Here is a 22,299-nt window from a genome sequence, read left to right on the forward strand (position 1 = left end):
AGCATGACTATCTGAAAGATTATCGAATGATGGTTAATTATACCATTATTTTGTGCTGCCAATGCAGGTTATTTCTTAAAGTATAAGTTGATTTACAGCATAATATTTCTGTTTAATAATATGAAAATAAAAGCTTATTTTGGATCTTGCGTTCCAGAAGGCTAAATCATTATTACGTATAATAAAAACATCTGGTTGCCGTGGAAAGCCGGTTAATAATCAGACAGCAAACACAACAAACATGGAGAAAAGGTGGATGAAATTCAACAAAGGTAACGCTTTGCTGGCCGGTTGTATGGCCATGGCGATGAGCCATACCGTCTGGGCGCAGGATATCAAGGTGGCGGTTGTCGGTGCAATGTCCGGTCCGGTTGCCCAATATGGCGACATGGAATTTACCGGCGCGCGCCAGGCGATTGCCGATATTAATGCCAAAGGCGGCATAAAAGGCAATAAACTGGTGGCGGTGGAATACGACGACGCTTGCGATCCGAAACAGGCGGTGGCGGTGGCCAATAAGGTGATTAATGACGGCATAAAATATGTCATCGGCCATCTGTGCTCTTCCTCCACGCAGCCGGCGTCGGATATCTATGAAGACGAAGGGGTCATCATGATCACCCCGGCGGCCACCAATGCCGATCTCACCACGCGCGGCTATAAAATGATTCTGCGCACCACCGGCCTGGATTCGGATCAGGGCCCCACCGCTGCGAAATATATCCTCGATGAGGTCAAACCCAAACGCATCGCCGTGGTCCATGACAAACAGCAATATGGTGAAGGATTGGCCCGCGCCGTGCAGGACAGCCTGAAGAAAAACGGCGGCAACGTGGTGCTGTTTGAGGGCATCACCGCCGGCGACAAGGATTTTTCCACCCTGGTGGCGCGTCTGAAGAAAGAAAACGTCGATTTTGTTTATTTCGGCGGTTACTACCCGGAAATGGGGCAAATCCTGCGGCAGTCCAGGCAAGCCGGGCTGAATATCCAGTTCATGGGGCCGGAAGGGGTGGGTAACTCATCACTGTCCAATATTGCCGGCGCCGCCTCCGAGGGCATGCTGGTGACCCTGCCGAAGCGTTATGACCAGGTGCCTTCCAACCAGCCGATTGTCGCCGAGTTCAAAGCCAAAAAACTGGATTATACCGGGCCTTTCGTCTGGACGACCTATGCGGCGGTGCAGTCCCTCACCACCGGCATGGAACGGGCCGGCATGGATCCGGCGGATATCGTGAAGAACCTCAAAGCCAACTCGGTGGATACCGTGATGGGACCGCTGAGCTGGGATGATAAAGGCGATCTGAAAGGTTTCGAATTCGGTGTATTCAAATGGCATGCAGACGGCACTTCCACCGCGGTGAAGTAATCTGCTCCCTCCCCTTGTCTTAAAAAATCGTCGCCCCCGGCATCGGTCCCGCGCCGGGGGCGGCTACAAAGGTTATGGTATGTCCGAGCAGTTCCTTTACTTTTTGCAGCAGTTGTTCAACGGTTTGACGTTGGGCAGCACCTATGCATTGATTGCCATTGGCTACACCATGGTTTACGGCATTATCGGCATGATTAACTTCGCCCATGGCGAGGTGTATATGATCGGTAGCTATGTTTCGTTTATTGTCATTGCCGCGTTGATGATGATGGGTATCGATGCCGGCTGGCTTTTGATAGGCGCCGGGTTTATCGCGGCCATCGTCATCGCCAGCGCGTATGGCTGGAGTATCGAACGGGTGGCCTACAAGCCCGTGCGCTCCTCAAAACGCCTGATAGCCCTGATTTCCGCTATCGGCATGTCCATCTTTCTGCAGAATTATGTCAGCCTGTCGCAGGGATCCCGCGATCTGGCGCTGCCTAACCTGGTGAGCGGCCAGTGGATCCTGGGGCAAAACAACGGTTTTGTTACCAGCATCAGTACCATGCAATTCATTATCTGGGCAGTGACCTTTGTCGCCATGCTGGCATTGACGCTGTTTATCCGCTATTCCCGCATGGGACGCGCCTGCCGCGCCTGTGCTGAAGATTTGAAGATGGCCAGCCTGCTGGGCATCAGTACCGACCGGGTGATTTCGCTGACGTTTGTGATCGGCGCGGCGATGGCGGCGGTGGCGGGCGTGTTGCTCGGCCAGTTTTACGGCGTGATCAATCCCTATATCGGCTTTATGGCCGGCATGAAGGCGTTTACCGCCGCGGTGCTGGGCGGTATCGGCAGTATTCCCGGCGCCATGCTGGGGGGATTGATTCTAGGCGTGGCGGAAGCCCTTACGTCGGCTTACCTGAGCAGCGAATACAAAGATGTGGTGTCGTTTGCCCTGCTTATCGTGGTGCTGCTGGTATTGCCTACCGGGATTCTGGGCCGTCCGGAGGTTGAGAAGGTATGAAGATCAATACGTTCTTCGGCGCGCTGTTGTCCGCGCTGATGTTATTAGTGCTGGCCTCTATCGTCATGGGGATGCAGCTTAGCCTGGACGGCACCCGCCTGGTGGTGCACGGCGCCGGACAGGTGCGCTGGTATTGGATTGGCGCCGGCTGCGGGGTAGTGTTCCTGTTCCAGCTGCTGCGGCCCTCGTTCCAGCAGGGCCTGCAAAAAATCAGCGGCCCGTCCTGGGTGCTGCCCAGCTTCGACGGTTCCACGCCGCGCCAGAAATGGCTGGCGCTGGTGATGATCCTGGCCGCCATCGCCTGGCCGTTCCTGGTGTCCCGCGGTACGGTGGATATCGCCACCCTGACCCTGATTTATATCATGCTGGGCCTCGGCCTGAACGTGGTGGTGGGGTTGTCCGGCTTATTGGTATTGGGCTATGGCGGCTTTTATGCCATCGGGGCGTATACCTATGCCCTGCTGACCCATTATTACGGCCTGAGTTTCTGGGAGTGCCTGCCGCTGTCCGGACTGGCGGCGGCGGTGTTCGGCCTGCTGCTGGGATTCCCGGTGTTGCGGCTGCGCGGGGACTATCTGGCGATTGTCACGCTGGGATTCGGCGAAATCGTCCGTATCCTGCTGCTGAATAACACCGAATTGACCGGCGGTCCGAACGGCATCAGCCAGATACCGAAACCGACCTTGTTCGGCCTTGAGTTCAGCCGTGAGGCACGGGAGGGGGGATGGGATACCTTTCATCACTTTTTCGGCCTGAAATATGACCCCAACGATCGCATCATCTTCTTATATATGGTGGCGCTACTGCTGGTTATCTTGACGCTGTTTATCATCAACCGCCTGCTGCGCATGCCGCTGGGCCGGGCCTGGGAGGCGCTGCGGGAAGATGAGATTGCCTGCCGTTCCCTGGGTTTGAGCCCGACAAGAATCAAACTGACCGCTTTCACCATCAGCTCGGCGTTCGCCGGTTTTGCCGGTACGCTGTTCGCCGCGCGGCAGGGGTTTGTCAGTCCGGAATCGTTCACCTTCGTCGAATCCGCCTTTGTGCTGGCCATTGTGGTCTTGGGAGGCATGGGATCGCAGTTCGCGGTGATCCTGGCGGCGATTCTGCTGGTGGTCTCCCGTGAACTGATGCGGGACCTGAACCAATACAGCATGCTGTTGCTGGGCGCCCTGATGGTATTGATGATGATCTGGCGGCCGCAGGGCCTGCTGCCGATGAAACGTCCGCAAATGAAAATGAAAACCGGTAAAGGAGCGCAGGCATGAGCGACGCTGCTTTACAGCCGTTATTGTCCGTCCGGCAATTGTCCATGCGTTTCGGCGGCCTGCTGGCGGTGAATCAAGTGGATCTGGACCTGTTCCCCGGCGAAATCGTCTCCCTTATCGGCCCCAACGGCGCCGGCAAGACCACGGTATTCAATTGCCTCACCGGTTTCTACCGCCCCACCGGCGGCACTATCCTGCTGCGGGATCAGCATCTGGAGGGACTGCCGGGCCAGAAAATCGCCCGGATGGGCGTGGTGCGGACATTCCAGCACGTGCGGCTGTTCCGCGAGATGACGGTGATTGAGAATTTGCTGGTGGCCCAACATCAGCACCTGAAGAGCGGGGTATTCGCCGGCTTGCTGAAAACCCGCGCCTTCCGCCAGGCGGAAGCCGAGGCGCAGGATTACGCCGGTACCTGGCTGGACCGCGTGGGCTTGCTGGAGATGGCCAACCGCCAGGCGGGGAATCTGGCTTACGGCCAGCAGCGCCGGCTGGAAATCGCCCGCTGCATGGTGACCCGTCCTTCGCTGTTGATGCTGGACGAGCCGGCGGCGGGCCTGAACCCGAATGAAACCGCCGAACTGAATAATCTGATCGCGGAGCTGCGTTCACAACATAACGTCTCGGTATTGTTAATCGAGCATGATATGAAGCTGGTGATGGGCATTTCCGATCGAATTTATGTCGTTAACCAGGGGACGCCTCTGGCGAACGGCACCCCCGCTGAAATCCGTTCCAATCCGGACGTGATTCGGGCTTACCTGGGTGAGGCCTGATGAGTAAGAGAACAGAGATGCTGTCATTTAATCAAGTATCGGCCCATTACGGTAAAATCCAGGCGCTGCACGAGGTGAGTCTGCATATCGAACAGGGTGAAATCGTGACGCTTATCGGCGCCAACGGCGCGGGCAAGACCACCCTGCTGGGCACATTATGCGGCGATCCCCGTGCCACCGCCGGGGAGATATTCTTCGACGGCAATGAGATAACCCATTGGCCCACGGCGCGCATTACTCGCGCCACCATCGCTATCGTACCGGAAGGCCGCCGGGTCTTTTCGCGCATGACGGTGGAAGAGAACCTGGCGATGGGGGGCTTTTTTGCCGACCGCGTGCAGTATCAGCAGCGCATCAAACGCGTATATGAACTGTTCCCCCGGCTCTACGAGCGGCGCATCCAGCGCGCCGGCACGATGTCCGGCGGCGAACAGCAGATGCTGGCCATCGGCCGGGCCCTGATGAGCCAGCCCAGGCTGCTGCTGCTGGACGAACCCTCCCTGGGCCTGGCGCCGATTATCATCCAGCAGATATTCGATACCATCGAGCAGCTGCGCCAGGAAGGGATGACCATCTTCCTGGTGGAACAGAACGCCAACCAGGCGCTAAAGCTGGCGGATCGCGGCTATGTGCTGGAAAACGGCCGCATCGTGCTGGAGGATACCGGCGCGGCGCTGCTGGCCAATGAAGCGGTGCGCAGCGCGTATTTGGGGGGATAAGGGCGGGGATTTGGTTCGGCTGAAAGGATGGCACGACAAACGAAAACCGCAGGTTAAGAGGAGGTCGGGCCCGAAAGCCCGACCGGCACGCAACGCGGACTTTCCCACAGGCATGCCTGTCTTGGCCATCGCTGATGGCGGGGCGGCGTGTCTTAGGCTATGCGGCCATCATCTGTAAAAAGCTATCCCGCAGCGCATCCTTTATGTCTGGATTCCATGCCACCCCAATCTGCCAAAGGGCGTGGCTTTCCTCCGGCTGCACAATACTCACGCCCGTCGGCAGAAAATGGCTGATACCGGAGGGCAGCAAAGCCACACCGTTTCCCGCCGCGAGTAATGCTAATAGGCTATGGATATCATCAGCGGCAAAGGAACATTTGGCGCTGAGATGATTTAATTTGAGGAAAAGGGCTGATTGCTCGGCCAGGCAGCGCCCGCGGCGCGGATTGATTTGCAGCAGCGGGTGCATTTCAAGTATGCGCTGGATATTCGCGGGATCCGCCTGAACGCTTGCAGGAACAGCCAGTACCAGTTTCTCTTCCATCAGCACCTTGGCTTTAAGGGGTTCGGGCATCGGCAAGCGGATAAAACCGGCCTGAAGTTGTCCCTCAATGAGCATTCGGCATTGCATATTGGACGGAATGTCATTTAACGATACTTCTACATTGGGGAATTGTTCACGAAAAGTATGTACCCAGGCAGGAGCAAGCTGAAATGACGATATGCCGAACCCAAGCGCCAGTTTTCCCTCGTTGCCTTCCCGTATTCGGGAGGTATATTCCTGAAAGTCATCGAAATGTTTCAGCAATTCGCCTGTTTTGGCATAAAGCTGTTTCCCCGCCAACGTGAGCATGGAACCATGGCGGCCGCGCCGGAAGAGACTGACGCCGATCTGGTGCTCAAGCGCTTGAATTTGCTTGGTCAATGCAGGTTGCGTCAAGCACAGGATTTCGGCCGCGGCGTGATAACTTCCCAGCTCCGCCAAGGTAACGAATGACCGCAATAGCTTTATATCCATTCATCCATTCCCGCCGCTTATCAAACCTGGAAAAAAAGTCATTATACAGTGTGGATTTTATGGGTGACATTGATATTCCTTTCAGGCAGTCGCCGCCACCCACATTAAGCGCGACGCGCTATTGTGTCATGGAGAAATAATAGATGAGTGAGAAAATAGCGGCGGTCTTGTTTGATATGGACGGCGTATTAATCGATTCCCGGGCCGTCATTGAGCAGGGATGGCGCGAGGCTGCCCAAATGTACGGGCGCCGGATCACACCGGATGACATCGTTAAGCACATCCACGGCCAGCCCGGGCCGCATACCATCCGCGCGCTGTTCCACGATCTGCCGCTTTCCGATCAGGCGAAGATTCAGTCGCATATTATCCATGTTGAAAATACCGCCGATTGCGAGCCCATTCCGGGCGTGGCGCAGCTTATCGCTTCCCTCGGTTCGGCCGGGATTCCGGTGGGTATCGTCACCAGCGGTTGGCGCCTGAAAATCGATCGGGTCATCGCGTTACTCCAGGCTGAGCCCTATATCTCGGTAATCGTTGAACGGGATGACGTGGCCCGTGGCAAACCCCGCCCCGATCCCTACCTGCTCGCGGCCGAACGTCTGGGTATTCCCGCGAGCAGAACCGTCGTTTTCGAGGACGCCAAGAGCGGGGTGACTTCTGCTGTCGCCGCCGGCGCCTATTGCGTCGGCATCGGCGATGAAGACCTGATACCCCTTGGCGCAAAAGTCGTCGTACCCGACTTCCGGGGCATGAAAGTCATCGTCAACGACGCGACAGGCGCTATCCTTTCATTCTGCCCAGGGTATGAGGTAATCGTGGAGCGGATTTTGCGCATCATGACAAACGGCCGGCGCTAAGAGGCGCCGGGGGCTAAGGGAACGGCGGGCGTGCATTTATTCTGACGGACCTGAAAGTCCTGCTATCGGCTCGTTATCTTACGAGACGTGTGCAGTACGCGCTCGATAAGCACCTCCTCGTACCGTACCCCAGCGGCCTTGCAGAGAGCGAGCTAGTTTTGTTGCCGCGCCAGTGTTCGGGTTATTCCACCTCGAACGCGCTTTCATATTGCCGGCCGCCGTGCCAGATGCCCGTGATGTTAACTTCCTGAGCTTCGTCATTCACCACTATGGCGATAATGGTGCGTTTTCGATAGTGGGTTATCCGTAACCCCGGCAACAGTTCGTCGCGCCGGTTTCCTCTGTACGGGAACTGCGCTAACGATTCGCAGTAACTCACAACGCCGTCCGTATAGCTTTGTGCTACACCCGCCGAAGCGGCGTCAGCGATATAGTCATAGAGTGCGATAAGCTGTTTGTTCGCTTCCGGTGCGAACACCACCCGATAGTCCGTCATGCCTTTTTGGTTTTCTCCCTGTGGGCCCGCGCTAGGTTAGCGCGCACTTCATCCGCGCTCATTCCCCTGCTTGGGTCGGCCTTAAGCGCTTGATACGCCGGGGCCACCTCTTCGCGCAGCCAGGTTTCCATGGCCCTATCGCGTGCGTCCAGCGCCCGCAAGCCCTCGCGGATAACTTCGCTTTCAGAGGCATATTCTCCACTGGCGACTTTGGATTTTACATTGGCTGCCATTTCATTGGGCAGGGTAATGCTCATTTGTTGTGTGGTGCGCATCGTGTTTCTCCTTCTAACGAGTAGGATTTAATCATACTCATTTTTGTCGCCCACGTCATCTGCCAGCAGGTCGGCCAGCAGTCCGGTGCCTTTCATCACCGTCCGGCCCTTCGCTCTGCGTCTGCTCCGCCGGATGCGTCGATGCATGCACCGCCGATAACGCCACCGGTCACCACGGTGGCTGTGCCTACCGCCGCCCCTAGTGCCGCATAACTGTAATAAAATGTTACTACCACTTTTAATCGGGCATTATGCGGCGCATTGAATGAAATTCAACTAATTATCGACCGGCGGTGTGGTGTGGTTTATGGCCGATAGAGCATAGGTCCCCATAGCAGGAGGGAGGTTCAATTCGGTAATTTAAGGGATTCTTCATTTCTCGTAGCAAGCCCGCTGTCATCCCGCTGTCACAACCCTGTTCTTATTCTGTCATTTCGACATGTCATGTTACAGACCGATGAATTTTTTCGTTGGGCATTCAGGAGACAGGCATGTTGAAGCACAGTATCCGTATAACAACAATGAGCATTGCGCTGACGCTGGCGTTAAGTACCGGCGCGCAGGCCGTAACCGAGATACCTTTCTGGCATTCGATGGAGGGCGCGCTGGGCACCGAGGTCGACTCCCTGGCGACCCGTTTTAACCAATCCCAGTCGGATTATCGCATTGTCCCTTCCTATAAAGGCAACTACGAACAAAGCCTGGCGGCGGGCATCGCCGCTTACCGCACCGGCAATGCGCCGGCCATCCTTCAGGTGTATGAAGTCGGCACCGCCACCATGATGGCCAGCCATGCCATTAAACCGGTTTACCAGGTATTCGAGCAGGCCGGTATCAAAAACGATGAATCGGCCTTCGTGCCAACGGTCTCGGGATATTACAGCGACAGCAAAACCGGCCATCTGCTCTCCCAGCCGTTCAATAGCTCCACGCCGGTGCTTTATTACAATAAAGACGCGTTCAAAAAAGCCGGTCTGAACCCCGATGTCGCGCCCAAGACCTGGCAGGAACTGGCGGAAGATGCGTCCAAACTGCGCGCCGCCGGCATGACCTGCGGTTACGCCAGCGGCTGGCAGGGCTGGATCCAGATTGAAAACTTCAGCGCCTGGCACGCCTTGCCGGTGGCCACCGAAAACAACGGCTTCAGCGGTTTCGACGCGGTGCTGGTGTTTAATAAACCTCTGCAGGTCAAGCATATCCAGCTGCTGGAGGATATGAACAAGAAAGGCGATTTCAGCTATTACGGCCGTAAAGATGAGTCCACCGCGAAATTCTATAACGGCGAATGCGCCATGACCACCGCCTCCTCCGGTTCGCTGGCGGATATCCGTCAATATGCCAAATTCAATTACGGCGTGGGTATGATGCCTTATGACGCCGACGTGAAAGACGCGCCGCAGAACGCCATTATCGGCGGCGCCAGCCTGTGGGTGATGAACGGTAAGGACGACAACACCTATAAAGGCGTGGCGGAGTTCCTGCAGTTCCTGTCCAAACCGGACATTGCCGCCGAATGGCACCAGAAAACCGGTTATCTGCCCATCACCACCGCCGCCTATGAATTAACCAAGTCCCAGGGTTTTTATGATAAAAATCCAGGTTCGGATATTGCCACCAAACAGATGCTGAACAAACCGCCGCTGCCGTTCACCAAGGGGTTACGGTTAGGCAATATGCCGCAAATCCGCACCGTGGTGGATGAAGAGCTGGAACGGGTCTGGACCGGTAAAGCCACGCCGCAGGAAGCATTGGACAATGCGGTAAAACGCGGTAACGAGCTGCTGCGCCGCTTTGAACAATCGGTACGTTAAATCCACCCTTTCGACCCGCGGGTTATTGCCCCGGGTCGTTTTGCGTCCACCGGATTGGGTTGTCTATGGCTAACGCTCCGCATCGCGGTTTTACCAACACATGGCTGCCTTATGTCCTGCTGCTGCCGCAATTGGCGATTACCGCGGTATTTTTTCTCTGGCCGGCGGGAAAAGCGCTCTGGTATTCGGTACAGCAGGTGGATCCCTTCGGCCTTTCCAGCACTTTTGTCGGCCTCGATAATTTCATCCGCCTGTCAAAGGATGAGTACTACCTGGCTTCTTTTGAAACCACGATGATTTTCAGCGCTCTGGTCACCGGTATCGGCCTGGTGGTCTCGCTATTTCTGGCCGCGCTGGTGGATCACGTCCTGCGGGCCAAGCGCATTTATCAAACCCTGTTGCTGTTGCCTTACGCCATCGCCCCGGCCGTGGCGGCGGTACTGTGGATGTTCCTGTTCAATCCCGGTATGGGATTGGTGAGTTATCTGCTGAACCACTTCGGCTATCTGTGGAATCATGCGCAGAATAGCGGCCAGGCGATGTTCCTGGTGGTGCTGATTTCCGTATGGCAGCAGGTCAGCTACAACTTTTTGTTTTTCCTCGCCGCGCTGCAGTCCATACCCCGTTCCCTGGTGGAAGCGGCGGCCATCGACGGAGCCGGTCCGGTCAGGCGCTTTTTTACCATTACGCTGCCGTTAATCTCGCCGGTGAGTTTTTTCCTGCTGGTGGTGAATCTGGTGTACGCCTTTTTCGATACCTTCCCGGTCATTGACGCGGCCACCGCCGGCGGTCCGGTGCAGGCCACCACCACGCTTATCTATAAAATCTATCGTGAAGGATTTGCCGGATTGGATCTGGCCAATTCGGCGGCGCAATCCGTGGTGTTGATGATCCTGGTAATGATTTTGACGGTTATTCAGTTTCGTTTTGTGGAACGTAAGGTGCGCTACCAATGATTGAACATCGCCGCGGACTGGATATCTTCAGCCACATCATGCTGATTCTGGGGGTGGCCATCATCCTGCTGCCGTTATACATCGCCCTGGTGGCGGCGACGCTGGATGATAAACAAGTATTCCAGGTGCCCCTTACCCTGCTGCCGGGCAGTGCGCTGTGGGATAATATCCGCCATGTCTGGCTGCAAGGCGTCGGTTCCCAGGCGGTGCCGTTCAGCCGGCTGCTGTTCAATAGTCTGGTCATGGCCCTGGGTATCACCATCGGCAAGATTTTTGTCTCGATTTTATCCGCTTATGCCATTGTCTATTTCCGCTTCCCGCTGCGCAGCCTGTTCTTTTGGTTGATTTTCATGACGCTGATGCTGCCGGTGGAAGTGCGTATTTTCCCCACCGTCGATGTCATCGCCAATCTGCATTTACTGGACAGCTATACCGGGTTGACCCTGCCGTTGATGGCTTCGGCCACCGCCACCTTCCTGTTCCGTCAGTTTTTTTTAACCGTACCCCATGAATTGCTGGAAGCGGCGCGCATCGACGGCGCCGGCCCGCTGCGGTTTTTTTGGGATATTTTGCTGCCGCTGTCGAAAACCAACTTGGCGGCATTGTTCGTGATCACCTTTATCTACGGCTGGAATCAGTATTTATGGCCGATTCTGATTATCAATAACGGCGCCATGGGTACGGCGGTGGCGGGCATTAAAAGCATGATATCCCTGGGAGACGGCACCACACAGTGGAATGACGTGATGGCGGCAATGCTGCTTACCATGCTTCCGCCGGTGGCGATCGTGCTGCTGATGCAGCGCTGGTTTGTGCGCGGGCTGGTTGACAGTGAGAAATAATTATCTATGGCAAGTCTAATTTTACGATCGGTGGTCAAAAGCTATGACGGCCGCACCCCGGTAATCGCGCCGCTGGATCTGGATGTGGCCGACGGTGAATTTATCGTGCTGGTGGGACCTTCCGGCTGCGGTAAATCCACTCTGCTGCGCATGGTGGCCGGGCTGGAAAGCGTGAGCAGCGGCGATATCTATATTGACGGCGAGCGGGTAACCGAACGCGAGCCCAAAGATCGCGGCATTGCCATGGTGTTTCAGAATTATGCCTTATATCCCCATATGAGCGTTTATGACAATATGGCCTACGGCCTGAAAATCCGCGGCTTCGGCAAGCAGCATATCCGCAAGCTGGTGGATAACGTCGCGCAAATGCTGGAGCTGGGGGGGTTGTTGGCCCGCAAACCGCGGGAACTCTCCGGCGGGCAGCGGCAGCGCGTGGCCATGGGGCGGGCATTGGTGCGCGAACCGGCGGTGTTTTTATTTGACGAGCCGCTATCAAACCTGGACGCGAAGCTGCGCACCCAGATGCGCCTGGAGCTGCAACTGCTGCACCGGCGCCTGCGGACCACCAGTCTCTATGTCACCCACGATCAGGTGGAGGCCATGACCCTGGCGGAGCGGGTGATAGTCATGAACAAAGGCCGGGTGGAGCAAATCGGCACCCCGACGGAAATTTACCGCCGGCCGGCGTCGCTGTTTGTGGCCGGTTTCATGGGATCGCCGGCGATGAATCTGCTGCCCGGCCGGGTCAGCGAAGACGGCGGTTTTTTTAACATAACGGGCGGTCCGTCCCTCCCTTTTCCCGGTTTTGCCGCATTATGGCGCGGACGCGAGTTGACCGCGGGTATCCGTCCGGAGCATATTGAACAATCCAGGTCCAAAACCGGGGGTGTTGAATTGGAAGTCGTGACCCTTGAACAGCTTGGGGCCGATAATCTGGTCCACGGACGCTGGGGCGCCTGCGATATCGTAATGCGGCTCTCCCATGACGACCAACCCGCCATCGGCACGGTCCTCCCTATATTGTGCCCGGCCCAGGCATGGCACTTTTTTGATCCCTTAAGCGGATCCCGGGTGGAAATATGACAGAAGATTGGCCTTACCCGACTATTGTAGCCCACCGCGGCGGCGGCGCGCAGGCGCCCGAAAACACCCTGTCCGCCATTGATACTGGAGCGCGTCTGGGACAGAAGATGATTGAAGTGGACGCCAAGCTCTCCGCTGACGGACAGATATTTTTGTTACATGACGATACCCTAGAACGCACCACCAACGGCCGGGGCATTGCCGGCGAGCAGCCTTGGGAGACGCTTTCCAGGCTGGATGCCGGCGAGTGGTACAGCGATGCTTTTCGCGAGGAGCCTTTGCCCCTGCTCACCGAGGTGGCGGCGCGCTGCGCCAAATATGGAATGGCGGTGAATATAGAAATAAAACCCACCACCGGCGCCGATGTTGAAACCGGCCGCGCCGTTGCGCTGGCGGCTAGGGAGCTGTGGCGCCATATGTCGCCGCCGCCGCTGTTATCCTCGTTTTCCATCGAGGCGCTGGCCGAGGCGCTGAAAAGCGCGCCGGAACTACCGCGCGGACTATTGCTTGACGAATGGGACGACAACTGGCCGGCGCTGTCTCAGCGGCTGGAATGCAGCGCCCTGCATCTTAATCACGAACTGCTGACTGAAGAGCGCGTCACGAAGATTATCGACGCCGGTTTGCATATCCTGGCCTATACGGTGAACAGTCCCTATCGTGCACGAACCCTGCTAAGCTGGGGCGTCGATTCCCTCTGCACCGACCGGATAGACCTGATTGACGCCGATTTCGGCGCCGATTTCACCGAGAGCGCGAATTAGCCTCCTGCTTAAACCGATCAAATTTCACCGGCAACCGGCGCCCTGCGTAGTACGGTGAAAATTCCGCCGGGAAGGGCGCCATGCGTGAACGGTGCCGATTTCTCAATGAGCCGGCATCCTGTTTAAACGGTGCTGATTCTGCCGTTAAGGGTTTTGCTGCAGTTGATTGGCCGGCGCGTTTTGCTGCGTTCGCTGTCGATCGGCATTGAGCTGGGATTGCAGCTGGCTGCGCTGCTGGTCTCGTTGCATTTGCTGTTGAAGCTGTAAGCGGGTTTGCTGCTGTTGCGCGTTCATTTGCATTTGCTGCTGCAAATGCTGCTGGGCCGGCGACGGCGTGAAGGGCGGGTAAGGCTGCCCGGCAACCCCGGGCTTTTGCGCCGCCGACACCGCGCAGGCCGCCAGCGCGACCGTCAAACCCAGCCATATCATTAATTTCATATACACCTCGTTGGTGACACCCTACGTTAATTTTACGCCAAACCGGTGGAAACGCAGGGTTAGACTGTGCTTATTGCGATTCATGCCGCAGGATAAAAAAACCATAGGGTGCTAAGTTAATTAATAATTCGTTAGTTAACCATTTGGGTGAAGAATGTTTCTTGCCATTGTCTCCCGTTGCCGGGCCGGCTTATTACTGGCGGCGCTGTTTTCCCAGGCACTGCTATTGCCGGCCGCCGGCGCACCCCTCACTTACGGGGTTGAAAGCGATATTCATCACCCGGTCACCGCCCGGCACGGCATGGTCTCCACCGTGGACGAGACGGCCACTCGGGTGGGGGTGGATGTACTGCGCGCCGGCGGCAATGCGGTGGATGCGGCGGTGGCGGTGGGTTATGCCCTGGCGGTGACCCATCCGCAGGCGGGCAATCTCGGGGGCGGCGGCTTTATGCTGATTCGTACCGCCGCGGGCAAGACGGCGGCGGTGGATTTTCGGGAAATGGCGCCTGCCGGGGCCACCCGCAATATGTTTATCGGTACGGACGGAAAGGCCGACAGTCGGCTATCCCTGTTAAGTCCCCTGGCATCCGGCACCCCCGGCACGGTGGCGGGATTGTCCCTGGCGCTGGAACGATACGGTTCCTGGCCGTTGCAACGGGTGATGCAGCCGGCCATCGCCCTGGCAAAGAACGGATTTATCGTTAACCGGGCCCTGGCGTCCGATCTGGCCGGCTATGGCAAAGAAGTGCTCGTTAATCACCCGAACAGTAAAGCGGTATTTTTCAAGGCAGACGGACAGCCCTACGCAGAGGGGGAAAAACTGGTACAGCCGCAATTGGCCCATAGCTTGGAGTCCATCGCAGCCCAGGGGCCGGCGGCTTTTTATCGGGGCGCTATCGCCGATGACATCGCCGGCGAGATGCAGCGGCAGGGCGGATTGATCAGCAAGGCGGATCTGGCGGCCTACCGCGCGGTGGAACGCCGGCCGGTATCCGGCACCTATCGCGGCTACCGGGTTTACTCCATGCCGCCGCCGTCCTCCGGCGGTATCCATATCATCGAGATCCTGAATATTCTGGAGAATTTTGATTTGGCGAAAATGGGCGCCGGCAGCGCCGATGCCATCCAGGTGATGTCGGAAGCGATGAAATTCGCCTATGCCGATCGCTCGGAATACCTTGGCGATCCCGATTTTATCAACGTGCCGGTAGCCGCACTCACCAACAAAGCCTATGCCAAAACCCTGGCGCAACGCATCGACCTGGCACATGCCATTCCTTCCACCCAGATCAAGCCCGGCCGGATTCAGCCTTACGAGAGCGACCAAACCACCCATTATTCCATTGTCGACGGGCAGGGGAACGCAGTGGCGGTAACCTATACCCTGAACACCTTCTTCGGCAGCGGTATCATGGCGGGCAACAGCGGCATCCTGTTGAATAATGAAATGGATGATTTTGCCGCCCAGCCGGGCGTACCGAACATGTACGGGCTGGTGGGAGGAGATGCCAACGCGGTACAGGCGCGCAAGCGGCCGCTGTCGTCCATGTCCCCCACCATTGTGGAAAAAGACGGCAAAGTCTGGCTGGTTACCGGCAGCCCGGGGGGTAGCCGAATTATTACCACCGTCCTGCAAATCCTGGTGGACACCATCGATTTCAAACAGAATATCGCCGACGCCACCGATGCGCCGCGTTTCCATCAGCAGTGGACGCCGGATGAGCTGCGGGTGGAAAAAGGCTTCAGTCCGGATACGCTGAGGCTGTTATCTGAAAAAGGCCAGCATGTGTCGGTTCAACCGGTCATGGGCAGCACGCAGAGCATCATGGTGATGCCCGACGGCACCCTCAGCGGCGCATCCGATCCGAGAACCATAGATGATTTGACCGCAGGATATTAGGGCCAGGACTGGCTCGATATACGAGAGGGCGTTGCGTTAACGCTCATCCAAACATAACGTCAGACTAACTATTCATTCTTGTTTATTCCAAATCAGCTCAACCAACCATGGTTCGCCATTTAGTAATAGGCTGTCGGTAGATTTCAAAATGAGTTTTTTACGCTCAAAGCTAAAGTATCGGCAAAATTGTGTGCCAATTTGATTGGGATTTTTACCGCTCTCAATATAATGAGTCACTTTATTTCTCATAAAATCAATACAATAACTGCCACAATATGTCTCGAAATTAGAGAAGTCCAACACAATTTGTTCAGGAGGAATGGCACGAATATCATTCGTGCTGAATTTTTTTCTCTCGTTGCTTGAAATGAAGACCATCATATATTGTTCGGTATAGATAAGCATCCCAAAAGGAGCTTCGCCTAAAGGAGAGATACTTCTAGCGCCATTTTTTCCGGTGCAAGATGCCAATTTCCAGCGGCCTAAAAATTTATTTTTACTGATATCCGACATAATTAACCCTCTTTTATATTAGCGAAGAGTATAAAATTACCCCTTTCGGCCAAAGCATCATGATAAGATAGGGCATCTGGTTATTTATCCTCGAAATGGTCGTCAATCATTTTGATCCATTTCGTGAAATTATCGGTAAACAATTTTCCATTGTCAGCGAGGATGACTTGACCTCGTACTGAATCCATTAAACCACTGCATAGTGCCATAATCACATTTCCAACGGCTTCGGGTTTGATGATAAAATCAGGATCGAATTTTCTGATAAATTTTTGTGCCTTCTTGCCAAATACAAGCTCAAAGGCTTCGGTGTCAACTACGCCGGGTGAAACACAATTTATAATAACATTGTCCCGTGCTGCAATATATTTTGCAAAGGTTTCCAGTACGGCTTTCGATGCCGCCACATAATCATAACCTTCAATATAACAACTACGATGACCTTCGGACGTCACTGCAACAACATAACGCGGGCAATGACCAAATACTTCTTTTATATTACTAAGATAGCTAATTAGTGGCCAAGCATTATGTTCGATACTGTTCAACAAACCGCGGTATTCATAATTCTCTTTGAATTGCGGAGCGAAAGCTGCATTGGCAATAAAAATATCAATGCCTTGATTTTCTTTGGCGATATTTTTGATTAAAGAGTATGTTGCATTTTCATCTTTTACATCTGAATATATAAAGCTAGGCGAGTTAGAATATTTCGAAAAATATTCTTCCAACTCCGTTAAGTTATCACCCCAGTAATAAGTGCCATAGACTTTTGCGCCGGCCTTAACAAAAATTTCAACAGTGGCACGGCCGATTCCCTTTGTGCCACCCGTGATTAAAACCACCATTTCGCTGAAGTTATTAAACATAATCAACCTGTATAATTATCTTGTATGTTTTTTTCAATATCAAGCTGGTTGAAAGAGATGTGATGCATAAATGCTTCGATGGTGCTTGTCTCCTCAAGGGACTTACGTCTTCCTATTGACATGTATTTTTTTAACAACTCTAAATTATGGCGTGGTTTTTCAGCAACAGCCGCGGCCAATTCCATTGCCTTATTCAAGACGGCAGCACGCGGTAAAATATAGTTAAAACAACATTTTCCTTTCAATTCCTTGCCTGTAAAGTGGTCACCGGTAATCATCATCTCAAAACCTGTATAATAACCAAACGCCGATTGACATAATGCGGTGGAACCCATCCCTGGGGTGAATCCCATGTTCATGAATGTTAGACCATAACGGCTCTCTTCTGCGGCGATTATAATGTCCGCATATAAACCTATAATTAATCCCCCACCCGTGGCGCTTCCTTCCATCGCCGCAATCACAGGAACGGGAATATTCAATATTTGTTTTAGATGGTTGGCATAATCATGCTCTATATTGGTTTTGTAATGGCTGATGAGGTTTTGTAAAAACGCTTTTGTACCACCGCTGCAAAATATATCAGGTAACCCGGTCATGATAATAACTTTTATGCTTTTGTTCTTTTTAATTTGATCTACTATGTCATACAATTGTATGCAAAATTCATCATCGATTGCGTTTTTTTTTGCTGGGTCGTTAATGTTCAAAGAAACAATTCCATCCCCATGAACGTCCAAGATAAATTTATTCATGTTTGTTCTCCGCGTATTCATCATTAAACAAACGGATGCATTCAAGGTAGTGACGTATTTTTTCAAGAGTTAGCGGGTCATTTAATCTTTCTCTGAGGAGATGGGCGCCTAGCTCCAGTGTTTTATCAAAAGATGAGCGCGGGTTTATAAGTAGTTTACTTTCCCGAATAACGTACTCGGGGATTTTTGAAAATTTATTGCACATCGTCCTGACATCTTGCTCAAGGTTTTCTATGGTGCTCATTTTATCAACCATACCCCATTCAAGGGCTTCTATTGCCGGAATAGCAGTAGCGCTCCATACGAGGGATTGAAGATGATGAGGAGCAATGCGCTCAAGCAAACAGGACATAGCGATTGATGGCGTTATCCCAATAGTTGATTCCGGCAAACTAAATGAAGCGGTGTCGCAGGCAATAACAAAATCTGCTAAGGACATAAGCGCAATCCCACCGGCAATAACATCCCCTTCCACCTTGGCTAAGACAGGTTTGGGGCTGTTTTTCACCATTTTTAGTATATTGTAAAATTGAGAAATAAAGAGTGGGTCGTAAGATTTTGTTATATAATCAAGATCCATGCCCATACTAAACCAGGTGCGGCCACCTGTGAGTACGATAACATCAAACTGACTATTTTTTAACGCTGTTTCAAACCGACTCTCGAAATCCGATAATAAGTCAGGATTAAACTTTATAGGCACAGTAACGTATTCATACATAACGATAACCCCTCAAGTAATTATCGATATGTTCAAGGATGAGACGGTCGTTGCCGCTGTAGTAACGAGCATACCCGTCCAGCATATTATTTTCGTCTGCTTTGTAGCCTTGACCTTGCATTTGAGCGCTTCGTGCTTCTTCCAATTGCTCATAGGCTGGCACGTCCAATATTTTTCGCTGAGCCAATAGTGCATCCAGTTTTTTAGCCTGTTGCCGGGCAATCGCTACTGCCTGTTCCCCGACAAGCATGCTAAAGTATTCAGCACAGGAGCCTGACCCATAGGAGTAAATCCCGATGCGCTCTCCGGGTTTGAGTCCCTGAGCCTGTGAAACAAGCGAAAACAAAGAGAGAAAAATACTACCACAATAGGTCGCACCCATTTGCTGGGAATAGTATAAGGAAGGTATTACCTTTTTCTTAAATGAAGCCGCGATGGCCTCTATACCAAATATCCCCTGTAACTCAAGCAAGACTTTATGCGCTTCTTTGCTGATGCCAGGGAAAGGCAGGTGATAAATATTATAATTGAAATAAGCGGTGTCTTTCGCTTCAGGCGTTATCTGACAATATTCTGCGAAAGCGCCTTCGAGTCCGTCCATATAGGAATAAAGGCTCGCCTGCACATCAAAAGCTATCTCTTTCCAAGGAAGAGGGCGGATGACATCGGTGACTTCATGGGTATGAACGCCTGATTTGCCCGTTTCAATCACTGCAAAAAGCGGTTTATTCGAAATGAGCAACGCAACAGCGCCAGCGCCAAGGCTATACTCCATCATTCCATGACGAGTCATATTATTGCTGATGTCGACGTTGATCAGCAGAGCCTTCTTGTCACGATTTAGACCGGAATATATCCACGATTCAGCCATCTTCAGCGAAGCGGCGCCGGCATGACAGGCAGATTTCAATTCAAAAACACGACAAGCGGCAGGTAGATTAAGATAGCGGTGCGCCCAGGTGCTAATCGCTTTTTCTTGGTCTAAGCCAGACTCTGTTGCAATGATAAACAGGCCGATGTCCGATCGATCTTCATTGGTCAGCATCTCTTTGGCGCTATTCACCGCAAGTGTGACCGCATCCTCGCATAAGGGAACCAAGCTACGTGTCGAAACCATTAAGGTTTCTTGAATATATTTCCTGTCACCAACTCGTGCGTGGGCCAGGTCAGATAACCTCAGGGCCAGACTGCTGGGATAGATACTTATTTTTTCAATACCAATAGTGTTCATCACGCCCCCGGAAATCAATAGACCCAATCAATACCACTTGTTACGTTGAGAACAGCACCGTTGACATAACTACTTTCTCTGCTGGCAAGGTATAAAATAGCTTCAGCAACTTCACTGGTTGAGCCAAGCCGCCTTAACGGGGAGTGCTGTGAAAAAAACTGTACGATACCTTTAACATCGTCAACAATAATGTCAGTATCAATTAATCCGGGAACCAACACGTTAGCCGTAATGCCAAAACGGCCATACTCCTTCGCCGTTGTTCCGGTTAATCCCACTAGGCCGGCCTTTGATGCAGCATAAGCCGCTTGTCCCGAGGAACCATCTTTAGCCAATGAGGAAACAGTGACAATTCGTCCGTATTTATTGGTGATGAATAACGGAAGAAAATAGCGAATAAGATAAAAAGCGCCCGTTAAGTTGGTATTGAGTATTAGTGCCCAATCTTCATCAGATATTGACACCAGATTACAGGGGATATCCATGCCTGCATTGCAAACAATCGCATCAATATCGTTAAAATCAGCAATGATACAATCGCCGGTCGACTCCACGGCTTTGCTGTCTGCCACATCCAGGGGATAGGCATGACATAATTGATTTGGAAATTTTGCTCGGGCAATATCAAGAATCTGTTGAGCGCCATTTTTATTGCTGTGGTAGCTAAAGCCGACATGCCAGCCTTTTTCCAACGCGGCAATGACCACCCCTCGACCTATACCGCTGGCCCCACCGCTGACAAACAAATTCATACTAGCCATAATACCGCCTGAACAGGCTTGCACTGTTAATGCCTCCCATGCCAAAAGAGTTGTTCAAAAAAACATCAACGTCTTTTTTTACATTACCGGTGGCACACACATTCAAATCTACGGCAGGATCGAGCGTTTCTATATTGTGCGATTGATGGAACTCTCCACGTTTCATTTGCCAAATAGCAATGGCTGCTTCTATGACACCGGATGCCCACATGGTATGCCCAAGCAAAGATTTCGGTGCGTTGATAACAAGATTTCCCGCATGGCTGCCAAACACCTTTTTAATCGAATTTATTTCTACGATGTCACCTATTTTCGTGGAGGTTGCATGGGCACTGACAAAATCGACCTGCTCTTTGGCTATATGGCATTTTTGCAGTACATCCTGAATTACCCGAACCTGCCCTTCATGAGAAGGATCGCCAAGATGGTTGGCATCAGAATTGATACTGACACCCAGAAGTTCGGCATAAATCTTCGCGCCACGGCTTTCTGCGTGCTCGGCCTGTTCAAGAATTAATACTGCTCCTCCTTCACAGGGCAGGAAGCCACTTCGATTTATGTCATAAGGGCGACTGGCCTTGGCGGGAGAATCCTGATATTGGCTATAACAAATAGCTTCCAGAATCGTCAGTGAATGCAACATCATCGGGTGGAATGAGGCCATTGGGCAAACGACGGCAACCACCTTTTTTTGATCTACTCTGATCGCATTCACTGCGGCCTGCATGGTGACGTTGCCGGTGGCGCAGGTTCCTCCGATGAGATAGGCTAATCCTTTGGCATTCAATACTTGCGCCACAGAGGACGAATGGTCGGTATCGAGCGAGTTTAATCCAGATAAAGCATCAATAAATTCCGGCTCATCCAGAAAAATAGCTTGTTGATTAAGCAAATATTGATCAGTCAGGTTATGTCCGCCGCAAATGACACCATACTCGAAGGGATCAAGGGTTTGCTCGAATAATCCTGCGTCAAGCCAGGCGTCCATAGCCATCAATACCGAGAGCTGCACGTTCTTGGTGGTCTGCTTAAAAACCCGCTCAGCACGGTCGATGACGGCATCGGAAATACGATTGCTAAAAGTGCGCAGCTTGTCTTCAGAACTATAGTCTGGAAGCTGCCCACCGATTTTTGAATAGATATTACGGGTGTCCAAATTACGCCAGTAGCCAATGGCGGATTTTCCAGACATTAAATTATTCCCCACATTATCTAATGTGTCTCCAAGCGGTGTATTGATGGCTATGCCAGTTACCACTATGCGATCAGATGACACAAAATTCTCCTTTTCCGATGGTGACGATATTATTGTTAACCGTAATTTGAACAATGGCCGTGGCAATCAGAGCATCGTATTCTGTGATGCCGCAGCGAATGGTCATCAGATCTCCGGGAAGCACGGCACACAAATGAAAGACATCATATATTCGCGTGCCCACAGCGTTAGTAACCTGCTCGTTTTGCAAAGGTTCGGTAGTCTCATTAAGTAGGCAATATAATAAAATGAGTGCGCTTTGAAACATGCTTTCTTGCTGAAGCACCCCCGGGTATACCGGATGATGAGGGAAATGCCCTCTGAATACTGGGTCTTGCTCATCTATTTTTCTGGTTGTTTTGATTAATCTGCGCTTAAGATTAATCAATTCAACGCTGTCCACCAGGAGAAACGGTTGCCGATGGGGTATCATTCTTTTTATCTGCCGCTGGTCTAGAGTCTGCTTCAATTCATTAGCCACATTGTCAGAAAACAATAAATCTTCTTTCAATTGATATAGCTGTATTTTTTCTAAATTAAGGTCGTTGCCGTATTCTATATGATTGACTGATAGGGGATTATCTTGCGATAGGAGGCCATCGCTTTCCGAACCATT

Annotated in this window: 24 protein-coding genes; 12 read left to right on the forward strand and 12 right to left on the reverse strand. The window is 52.7% G+C overall.

Features of this window, described 5'->3' with window-relative positions; translation table 11 throughout:
• Positions 1 to 256: 256 nt before the first annotated feature.
• The 5 genes from ACL2XJ_RS09150 to livF all read left to right on the forward strand — a co-directional run bounded on the left by ACL2XJ_RS09150 (position 257) and on the right by livF (position 5,135).
• Positions 257 to 1,366, forward strand: a complete 1,110-nt coding sequence (locus ACL2XJ_RS09150) for a branched-chain amino acid ABC transporter substrate-binding protein (RefSeq protein ID WP_132923888.1) — start codon at positions 257 to 259, stop codon at positions 1,364 to 1,366.
• Between the two features lie 79 nt (positions 1,367 to 1,445).
• Complete coding sequence (gene livH, locus ACL2XJ_RS09155) at positions 1,446 to 2,372, forward strand: high-affinity branched-chain amino acid ABC transporter permease LivH (protein WP_132923887.1); 927 nt, start codon at positions 1,446 to 1,448, stop codon at positions 2,370 to 2,372.
• Positions 2,369 to 3,640, forward strand: coding sequence for a high-affinity branched-chain amino acid ABC transporter permease LivM (locus ACL2XJ_RS09160; RefSeq protein ID WP_132923886.1), 1,272 nt, complete (start codon positions 2,369 to 2,371; stop codon positions 3,638 to 3,640). The genes livH and ACL2XJ_RS09160 overlap by 4 nt, the downstream gene beginning before the upstream one ends.
• Positions 3,637 to 4,416, forward strand: coding sequence for a high-affinity branched-chain amino acid ABC transporter ATP-binding protein LivG (gene livG, locus ACL2XJ_RS09165; protein WP_132923885.1), 780 nt, complete (start codon positions 3,637 to 3,639; stop codon positions 4,414 to 4,416). The genes ACL2XJ_RS09160 and livG overlap by 4 nt, the downstream gene beginning before the upstream one ends.
• A gap of 17 nt (positions 4,417 to 4,433) precedes the next feature.
• The gene (gene livF, locus ACL2XJ_RS09170; RefSeq protein WP_132927913.1) at positions 4,434 to 5,135 is read left to right on the forward strand and encodes a high-affinity branched-chain amino acid ABC transporter ATP-binding protein LivF; all 702 of its coding nucleotides are present in this window, start codon (positions 4,434 to 4,436) and stop codon (positions 5,133 to 5,135) included.
• A 157-nt stretch (positions 5,136 to 5,292) separates the two neighbouring features.
• Here the strand turns inward: livF and ACL2XJ_RS09175 are convergent, their stop codons facing one another.
• Positions 5,293 to 6,153, reverse strand: a complete 861-nt coding sequence (locus tag ACL2XJ_RS09175; protein WP_413726309.1) for a LysR family transcriptional regulator — start codon at positions 6,151 to 6,153, stop codon at positions 5,293 to 5,295.
• 143 nt (positions 6,154 to 6,296) lie between these two features.
• On the opposite strand from ACL2XJ_RS09175, the gene ACL2XJ_RS09180 reads away from it, so the two are divergent.
• Positions 6,297 to 7,013, forward strand: a complete 717-nt coding sequence (locus ACL2XJ_RS09180; protein WP_413726310.1) for an HAD family hydrolase — start codon at positions 6,297 to 6,299, stop codon at positions 7,011 to 7,013.
• A gap of 181 nt (positions 7,014 to 7,194) precedes the next feature.
• On the opposite strand, the gene ACL2XJ_RS09185 is transcribed toward ACL2XJ_RS09180, so the two are convergent.
• Both ACL2XJ_RS09185 and ACL2XJ_RS09190 read right to left on the reverse strand, forming a co-directional pair.
• Positions 7,195 to 7,509, reverse strand: a complete 315-nt coding sequence (locus ACL2XJ_RS09185; protein ID WP_413726311.1) for a type II toxin-antitoxin system RelE/ParE family toxin — start codon at positions 7,507 to 7,509, stop codon at positions 7,195 to 7,197.
• On the reverse strand, positions 7,506 to 7,784 hold the full coding sequence (locus ACL2XJ_RS09190; RefSeq protein WP_413726312.1) for a type II toxin-antitoxin system ParD family antitoxin: 279 nt from the start codon (positions 7,782 to 7,784) through the stop codon (positions 7,506 to 7,508). The genes ACL2XJ_RS09185 and ACL2XJ_RS09190 overlap by 4 nt, the downstream gene beginning before the upstream one ends.
• Before the next feature lie 491 nt (positions 7,785 to 8,275).
• On the opposite strand from ACL2XJ_RS09190, the gene ugpB reads away from it, so the two are divergent.
• From ugpB to ugpQ, 5 genes are all read left to right on the forward strand, one after another.
• Entirely contained in the window at positions 8,276 to 9,595 is a 1,320-nt protein-coding gene (gene ugpB / locus ACL2XJ_RS09195; protein WP_413726313.1) for a sn-glycerol-3-phosphate ABC transporter substrate-binding protein UgpB, read from the forward strand.
• A gap of 65 nt (positions 9,596 to 9,660) precedes the next feature.
• Positions 9,661 to 10,551, forward strand: coding sequence for a sn-glycerol-3-phosphate ABC transporter permease UgpA (gene ugpA / locus ACL2XJ_RS09200; RefSeq protein WP_132923879.1), 891 nt, complete (start codon positions 9,661 to 9,663; stop codon positions 10,549 to 10,551).
• On the forward strand, positions 10,548 to 11,393 hold the full coding sequence (ugpE, locus tag ACL2XJ_RS09205) for a sn-glycerol-3-phosphate ABC transporter permease UgpE (RefSeq protein WP_203524420.1): 846 nt from the start codon (positions 10,548 to 10,550) through the stop codon (positions 11,391 to 11,393). Before ugpA ends, ugpE begins: the two co-directional genes overlap by 4 nt.
• A 6-nt stretch (positions 11,394 to 11,399) precedes the next feature.
• Positions 11,400 to 12,476 carry a sn-glycerol-3-phosphate import ATP-binding protein UgpC gene (locus ACL2XJ_RS09210; protein ID WP_413726314.1) on the forward strand — a complete coding sequence of 359 codons (1,077 nt, stop codon included), beginning with the start codon at positions 11,400 to 11,402 and terminating at the stop codon, positions 12,474 to 12,476.
• The gene (gene ugpQ, locus ACL2XJ_RS09215; RefSeq protein ID WP_132923876.1) at positions 12,473 to 13,240 is read left to right on the forward strand and encodes a glycerophosphodiester phosphodiesterase; all 768 of its coding nucleotides are present in this window, start codon (positions 12,473 to 12,475) and stop codon (positions 13,238 to 13,240) included. Before ACL2XJ_RS09210 ends, ugpQ begins: the two co-directional genes overlap by 4 nt.
• Before the next feature lie 144 nt (positions 13,241 to 13,384).
• Here ugpQ and ACL2XJ_RS09220 read toward each other — a convergent pair whose 3' ends face one another.
• Complete coding sequence (locus ACL2XJ_RS09220; RefSeq protein ID WP_132923875.1) at positions 13,385 to 13,678, reverse strand: DUF2756 domain-containing protein; 294 nt, start codon at positions 13,676 to 13,678, stop codon at positions 13,385 to 13,387.
• A 154-nt stretch (positions 13,679 to 13,832) separates the two neighbouring features.
• On the opposite strand from ACL2XJ_RS09220, the gene ggt reads away from it, so the two are divergent.
• Positions 13,833 to 15,578: a gamma-glutamyltransferase gene (gene ggt / locus ACL2XJ_RS09225; protein ID WP_413726315.1), complete on the forward strand. Its 1,746-nt coding sequence runs from the start codon at positions 13,833 to 13,835 to the stop codon at positions 15,576 to 15,578.
• Positions 15,579 to 15,650: 72 nt separating this feature from the next.
• Here the strand turns inward: ggt and ACL2XJ_RS09230 are convergent, their stop codons facing one another.
• The 8 genes from ACL2XJ_RS09230 to ACL2XJ_RS09265 all read right to left on the reverse strand — a co-directional run bounded on the left by ACL2XJ_RS09230 (position 15,651) and on the right by ACL2XJ_RS09265 (position 22,116).
• Positions 15,651 to 16,091, reverse strand: coding sequence for a lipocalin-like domain-containing protein (locus tag ACL2XJ_RS09230; RefSeq protein WP_413726316.1), 441 nt, complete (start codon positions 16,089 to 16,091; stop codon positions 15,651 to 15,653).
• 80 nt (positions 16,092 to 16,171) lie between these two features.
• Positions 16,172 to 16,960, reverse strand: a complete 789-nt coding sequence (locus ACL2XJ_RS09235) for an SDR family oxidoreductase (RefSeq protein WP_413726317.1) — start codon at positions 16,958 to 16,960, stop codon at positions 16,172 to 16,174.
• 2 nt (positions 16,961 to 16,962) lie between these two features.
• Positions 16,963 to 17,715, reverse strand: coding sequence for a polyketide synthase (locus tag ACL2XJ_RS09240; protein WP_413726318.1), 753 nt, complete (start codon positions 17,713 to 17,715; stop codon positions 16,963 to 16,965).
• Positions 17,708 to 18,436, reverse strand: coding sequence for an enoyl-CoA hydratase/isomerase family protein (locus ACL2XJ_RS09245; protein WP_413726319.1), 729 nt, complete (start codon positions 18,434 to 18,436; stop codon positions 17,708 to 17,710). The genes ACL2XJ_RS09240 and ACL2XJ_RS09245 overlap by 8 nt, the downstream gene beginning before the upstream one ends.
• Positions 18,429 to 19,667, reverse strand: coding sequence for a hydroxymethylglutaryl-CoA synthase family protein (locus ACL2XJ_RS09250; protein ID WP_413726320.1), 1,239 nt, complete (start codon positions 19,665 to 19,667; stop codon positions 18,429 to 18,431). The genes ACL2XJ_RS09245 and ACL2XJ_RS09250 overlap by 8 nt, the downstream gene beginning before the upstream one ends.
• A 14-nt stretch (positions 19,668 to 19,681) precedes the next feature.
• Complete coding sequence (locus tag ACL2XJ_RS09255; protein ID WP_413726874.1) at positions 19,682 to 20,419, reverse strand: SDR family NAD(P)-dependent oxidoreductase; 738 nt, start codon at positions 20,417 to 20,419, stop codon at positions 19,682 to 19,684.
• Between the two features lies 1 nt (position 20,420).
• Positions 20,421 to 21,704 carry a beta-ketoacyl-[acyl-carrier-protein] synthase family protein gene (locus ACL2XJ_RS09260; protein WP_413726321.1) on the reverse strand — a complete coding sequence of 428 codons (1,284 nt, stop codon included), beginning with the start codon at positions 21,702 to 21,704 and terminating at the stop codon, positions 20,421 to 20,423.
• Positions 21,694 to 22,116 (reverse strand): 3-hydroxyacyl-ACP dehydratase FabZ family protein, encoded by a 423-nt coding sequence (locus ACL2XJ_RS09265; RefSeq protein WP_413726875.1) that lies wholly within the window; start codon positions 22,114 to 22,116, stop codon positions 21,694 to 21,696. The genes ACL2XJ_RS09260 and ACL2XJ_RS09265 overlap by 11 nt, the downstream gene beginning before the upstream one ends.
• Between the last annotated feature and the right edge of the window lie 183 nt (positions 22,117 to 22,299).

The sequence above is a fragment of the Sodalis sp. RH16 genome (assembly GCF_047324245.1).
In the GTDB taxonomy this organism is placed as follows: domain Bacteria; phylum Pseudomonadota; class Gammaproteobacteria; order Enterobacterales; family Enterobacteriaceae; genus Acerihabitans; species Acerihabitans ligni.

Excerpts from the sequence above, each read along its gene's own strand:
- ACL2XJ_RS09180 (WP_413726310.1), top strand. The coding sequence starts at position 6,297 with ATGAGTGAGAAAATAGCGGCGGTCTTGTTTGATATGGACGGCGTATTA.
- ACL2XJ_RS09255 (WP_413726874.1), bottom strand. The coding sequence starts at position 20,419 with ATGAATTTGTTTGTCAGCGGTGGGGCCAGCGGTATAGGTCGAGGGGTG.
- ugpE (WP_203524420.1), top strand. The coding sequence starts at position 10,548 with ATGATTGAACATCGCCGCGGACTGGATATCTTCAGCCACATCATGCTG.
- ACL2XJ_RS09245 (WP_413726319.1), bottom strand. The coding sequence starts at position 18,436 with ATGTATGAATACGTTACTGTGCCTATAAAGTTTAATCCTGACTTATTA.
- ugpB (WP_413726313.1), top strand. The coding sequence starts at position 8,276 with ATGTTGAAGCACAGTATCCGTATAACAACAATGAGCATTGCGCTGACG.
- ACL2XJ_RS09220 (WP_132923875.1), bottom strand. The coding sequence starts at position 13,678 with ATGAAATTAATGATATGGCTGGGTTTGACGGTCGCGCTGGCGGCCTGC.
- ACL2XJ_RS09150 (WP_132923888.1), top strand. The coding sequence starts at position 257 with ATGAAATTCAACAAAGGTAACGCTTTGCTGGCCGGTTGTATGGCCATG.
- ACL2XJ_RS09235 (WP_413726317.1), bottom strand. The coding sequence starts at position 16,960 with ATGTTTAATAACTTCAGCGAAATGGTGGTTTTAATCACGGGTGGCACA.
- ACL2XJ_RS09265 (WP_413726875.1), bottom strand. The coding sequence starts at position 22,116 with ATGATACCCCATCGGCAACCGTTTCTCCTGGTGGACAGCGTTGAATTG.
- ACL2XJ_RS09160 (WP_132923886.1), top strand. The coding sequence starts at position 2,369 with ATGAAGATCAATACGTTCTTCGGCGCGCTGTTGTCCGCGCTGATGTTA.
- ACL2XJ_RS09185 (WP_413726311.1), bottom strand. The coding sequence starts at position 7,509 with ATGACGGACTATCGGGTGGTGTTCGCACCGGAAGCGAACAAACAGCTT.
- ACL2XJ_RS09175 (WP_413726309.1), bottom strand. The coding sequence starts at position 6,153 with ATGGATATAAAGCTATTGCGGTCATTCGTTACCTTGGCGGAGCTGGGA.
- ugpQ (WP_132923876.1), top strand. The coding sequence starts at position 12,473 with ATGACAGAAGATTGGCCTTACCCGACTATTGTAGCCCACCGCGGCGGC.
- ACL2XJ_RS09250 (WP_413726320.1), bottom strand. The coding sequence starts at position 19,667 with ATGAACACTATTGGTATTGAAAAAATAAGTATCTATCCCAGCAGTCTG.
- ACL2XJ_RS09240 (WP_413726318.1), bottom strand. The coding sequence starts at position 17,715 with ATGAATAAATTTATCTTGGACGTTCATGGGGATGGAATTGTTTCTTTG.
- ggt (WP_413726315.1), top strand. The coding sequence starts at position 13,833 with ATGTTTCTTGCCATTGTCTCCCGTTGCCGGGCCGGCTTATTACTGGCG.
- livF (WP_132927913.1), top strand. The coding sequence starts at position 4,434 with ATGCTGTCATTTAATCAAGTATCGGCCCATTACGGTAAAATCCAGGCG.
- ugpA (WP_132923879.1), top strand. The coding sequence starts at position 9,661 with ATGGCTAACGCTCCGCATCGCGGTTTTACCAACACATGGCTGCCTTAT.
- ACL2XJ_RS09230 (WP_413726316.1), bottom strand. The coding sequence starts at position 16,091 with ATGTCGGATATCAGTAAAAATAAATTTTTAGGCCGCTGGAAATTGGCA.
- livG (WP_132923885.1), top strand. The coding sequence starts at position 3,637 with ATGAGCGACGCTGCTTTACAGCCGTTATTGTCCGTCCGGCAATTGTCC.
- livH (WP_132923887.1), top strand. The coding sequence starts at position 1,446 with ATGTCCGAGCAGTTCCTTTACTTTTTGCAGCAGTTGTTCAACGGTTTG.
- ACL2XJ_RS09190 (WP_413726312.1), bottom strand. The coding sequence starts at position 7,784 with ATGCGCACCACACAACAAATGAGCATTACCCTGCCCAATGAAATGGCA.
- ACL2XJ_RS09210 (WP_413726314.1), top strand. The coding sequence starts at position 11,400 with ATGGCAAGTCTAATTTTACGATCGGTGGTCAAAAGCTATGACGGCCGC.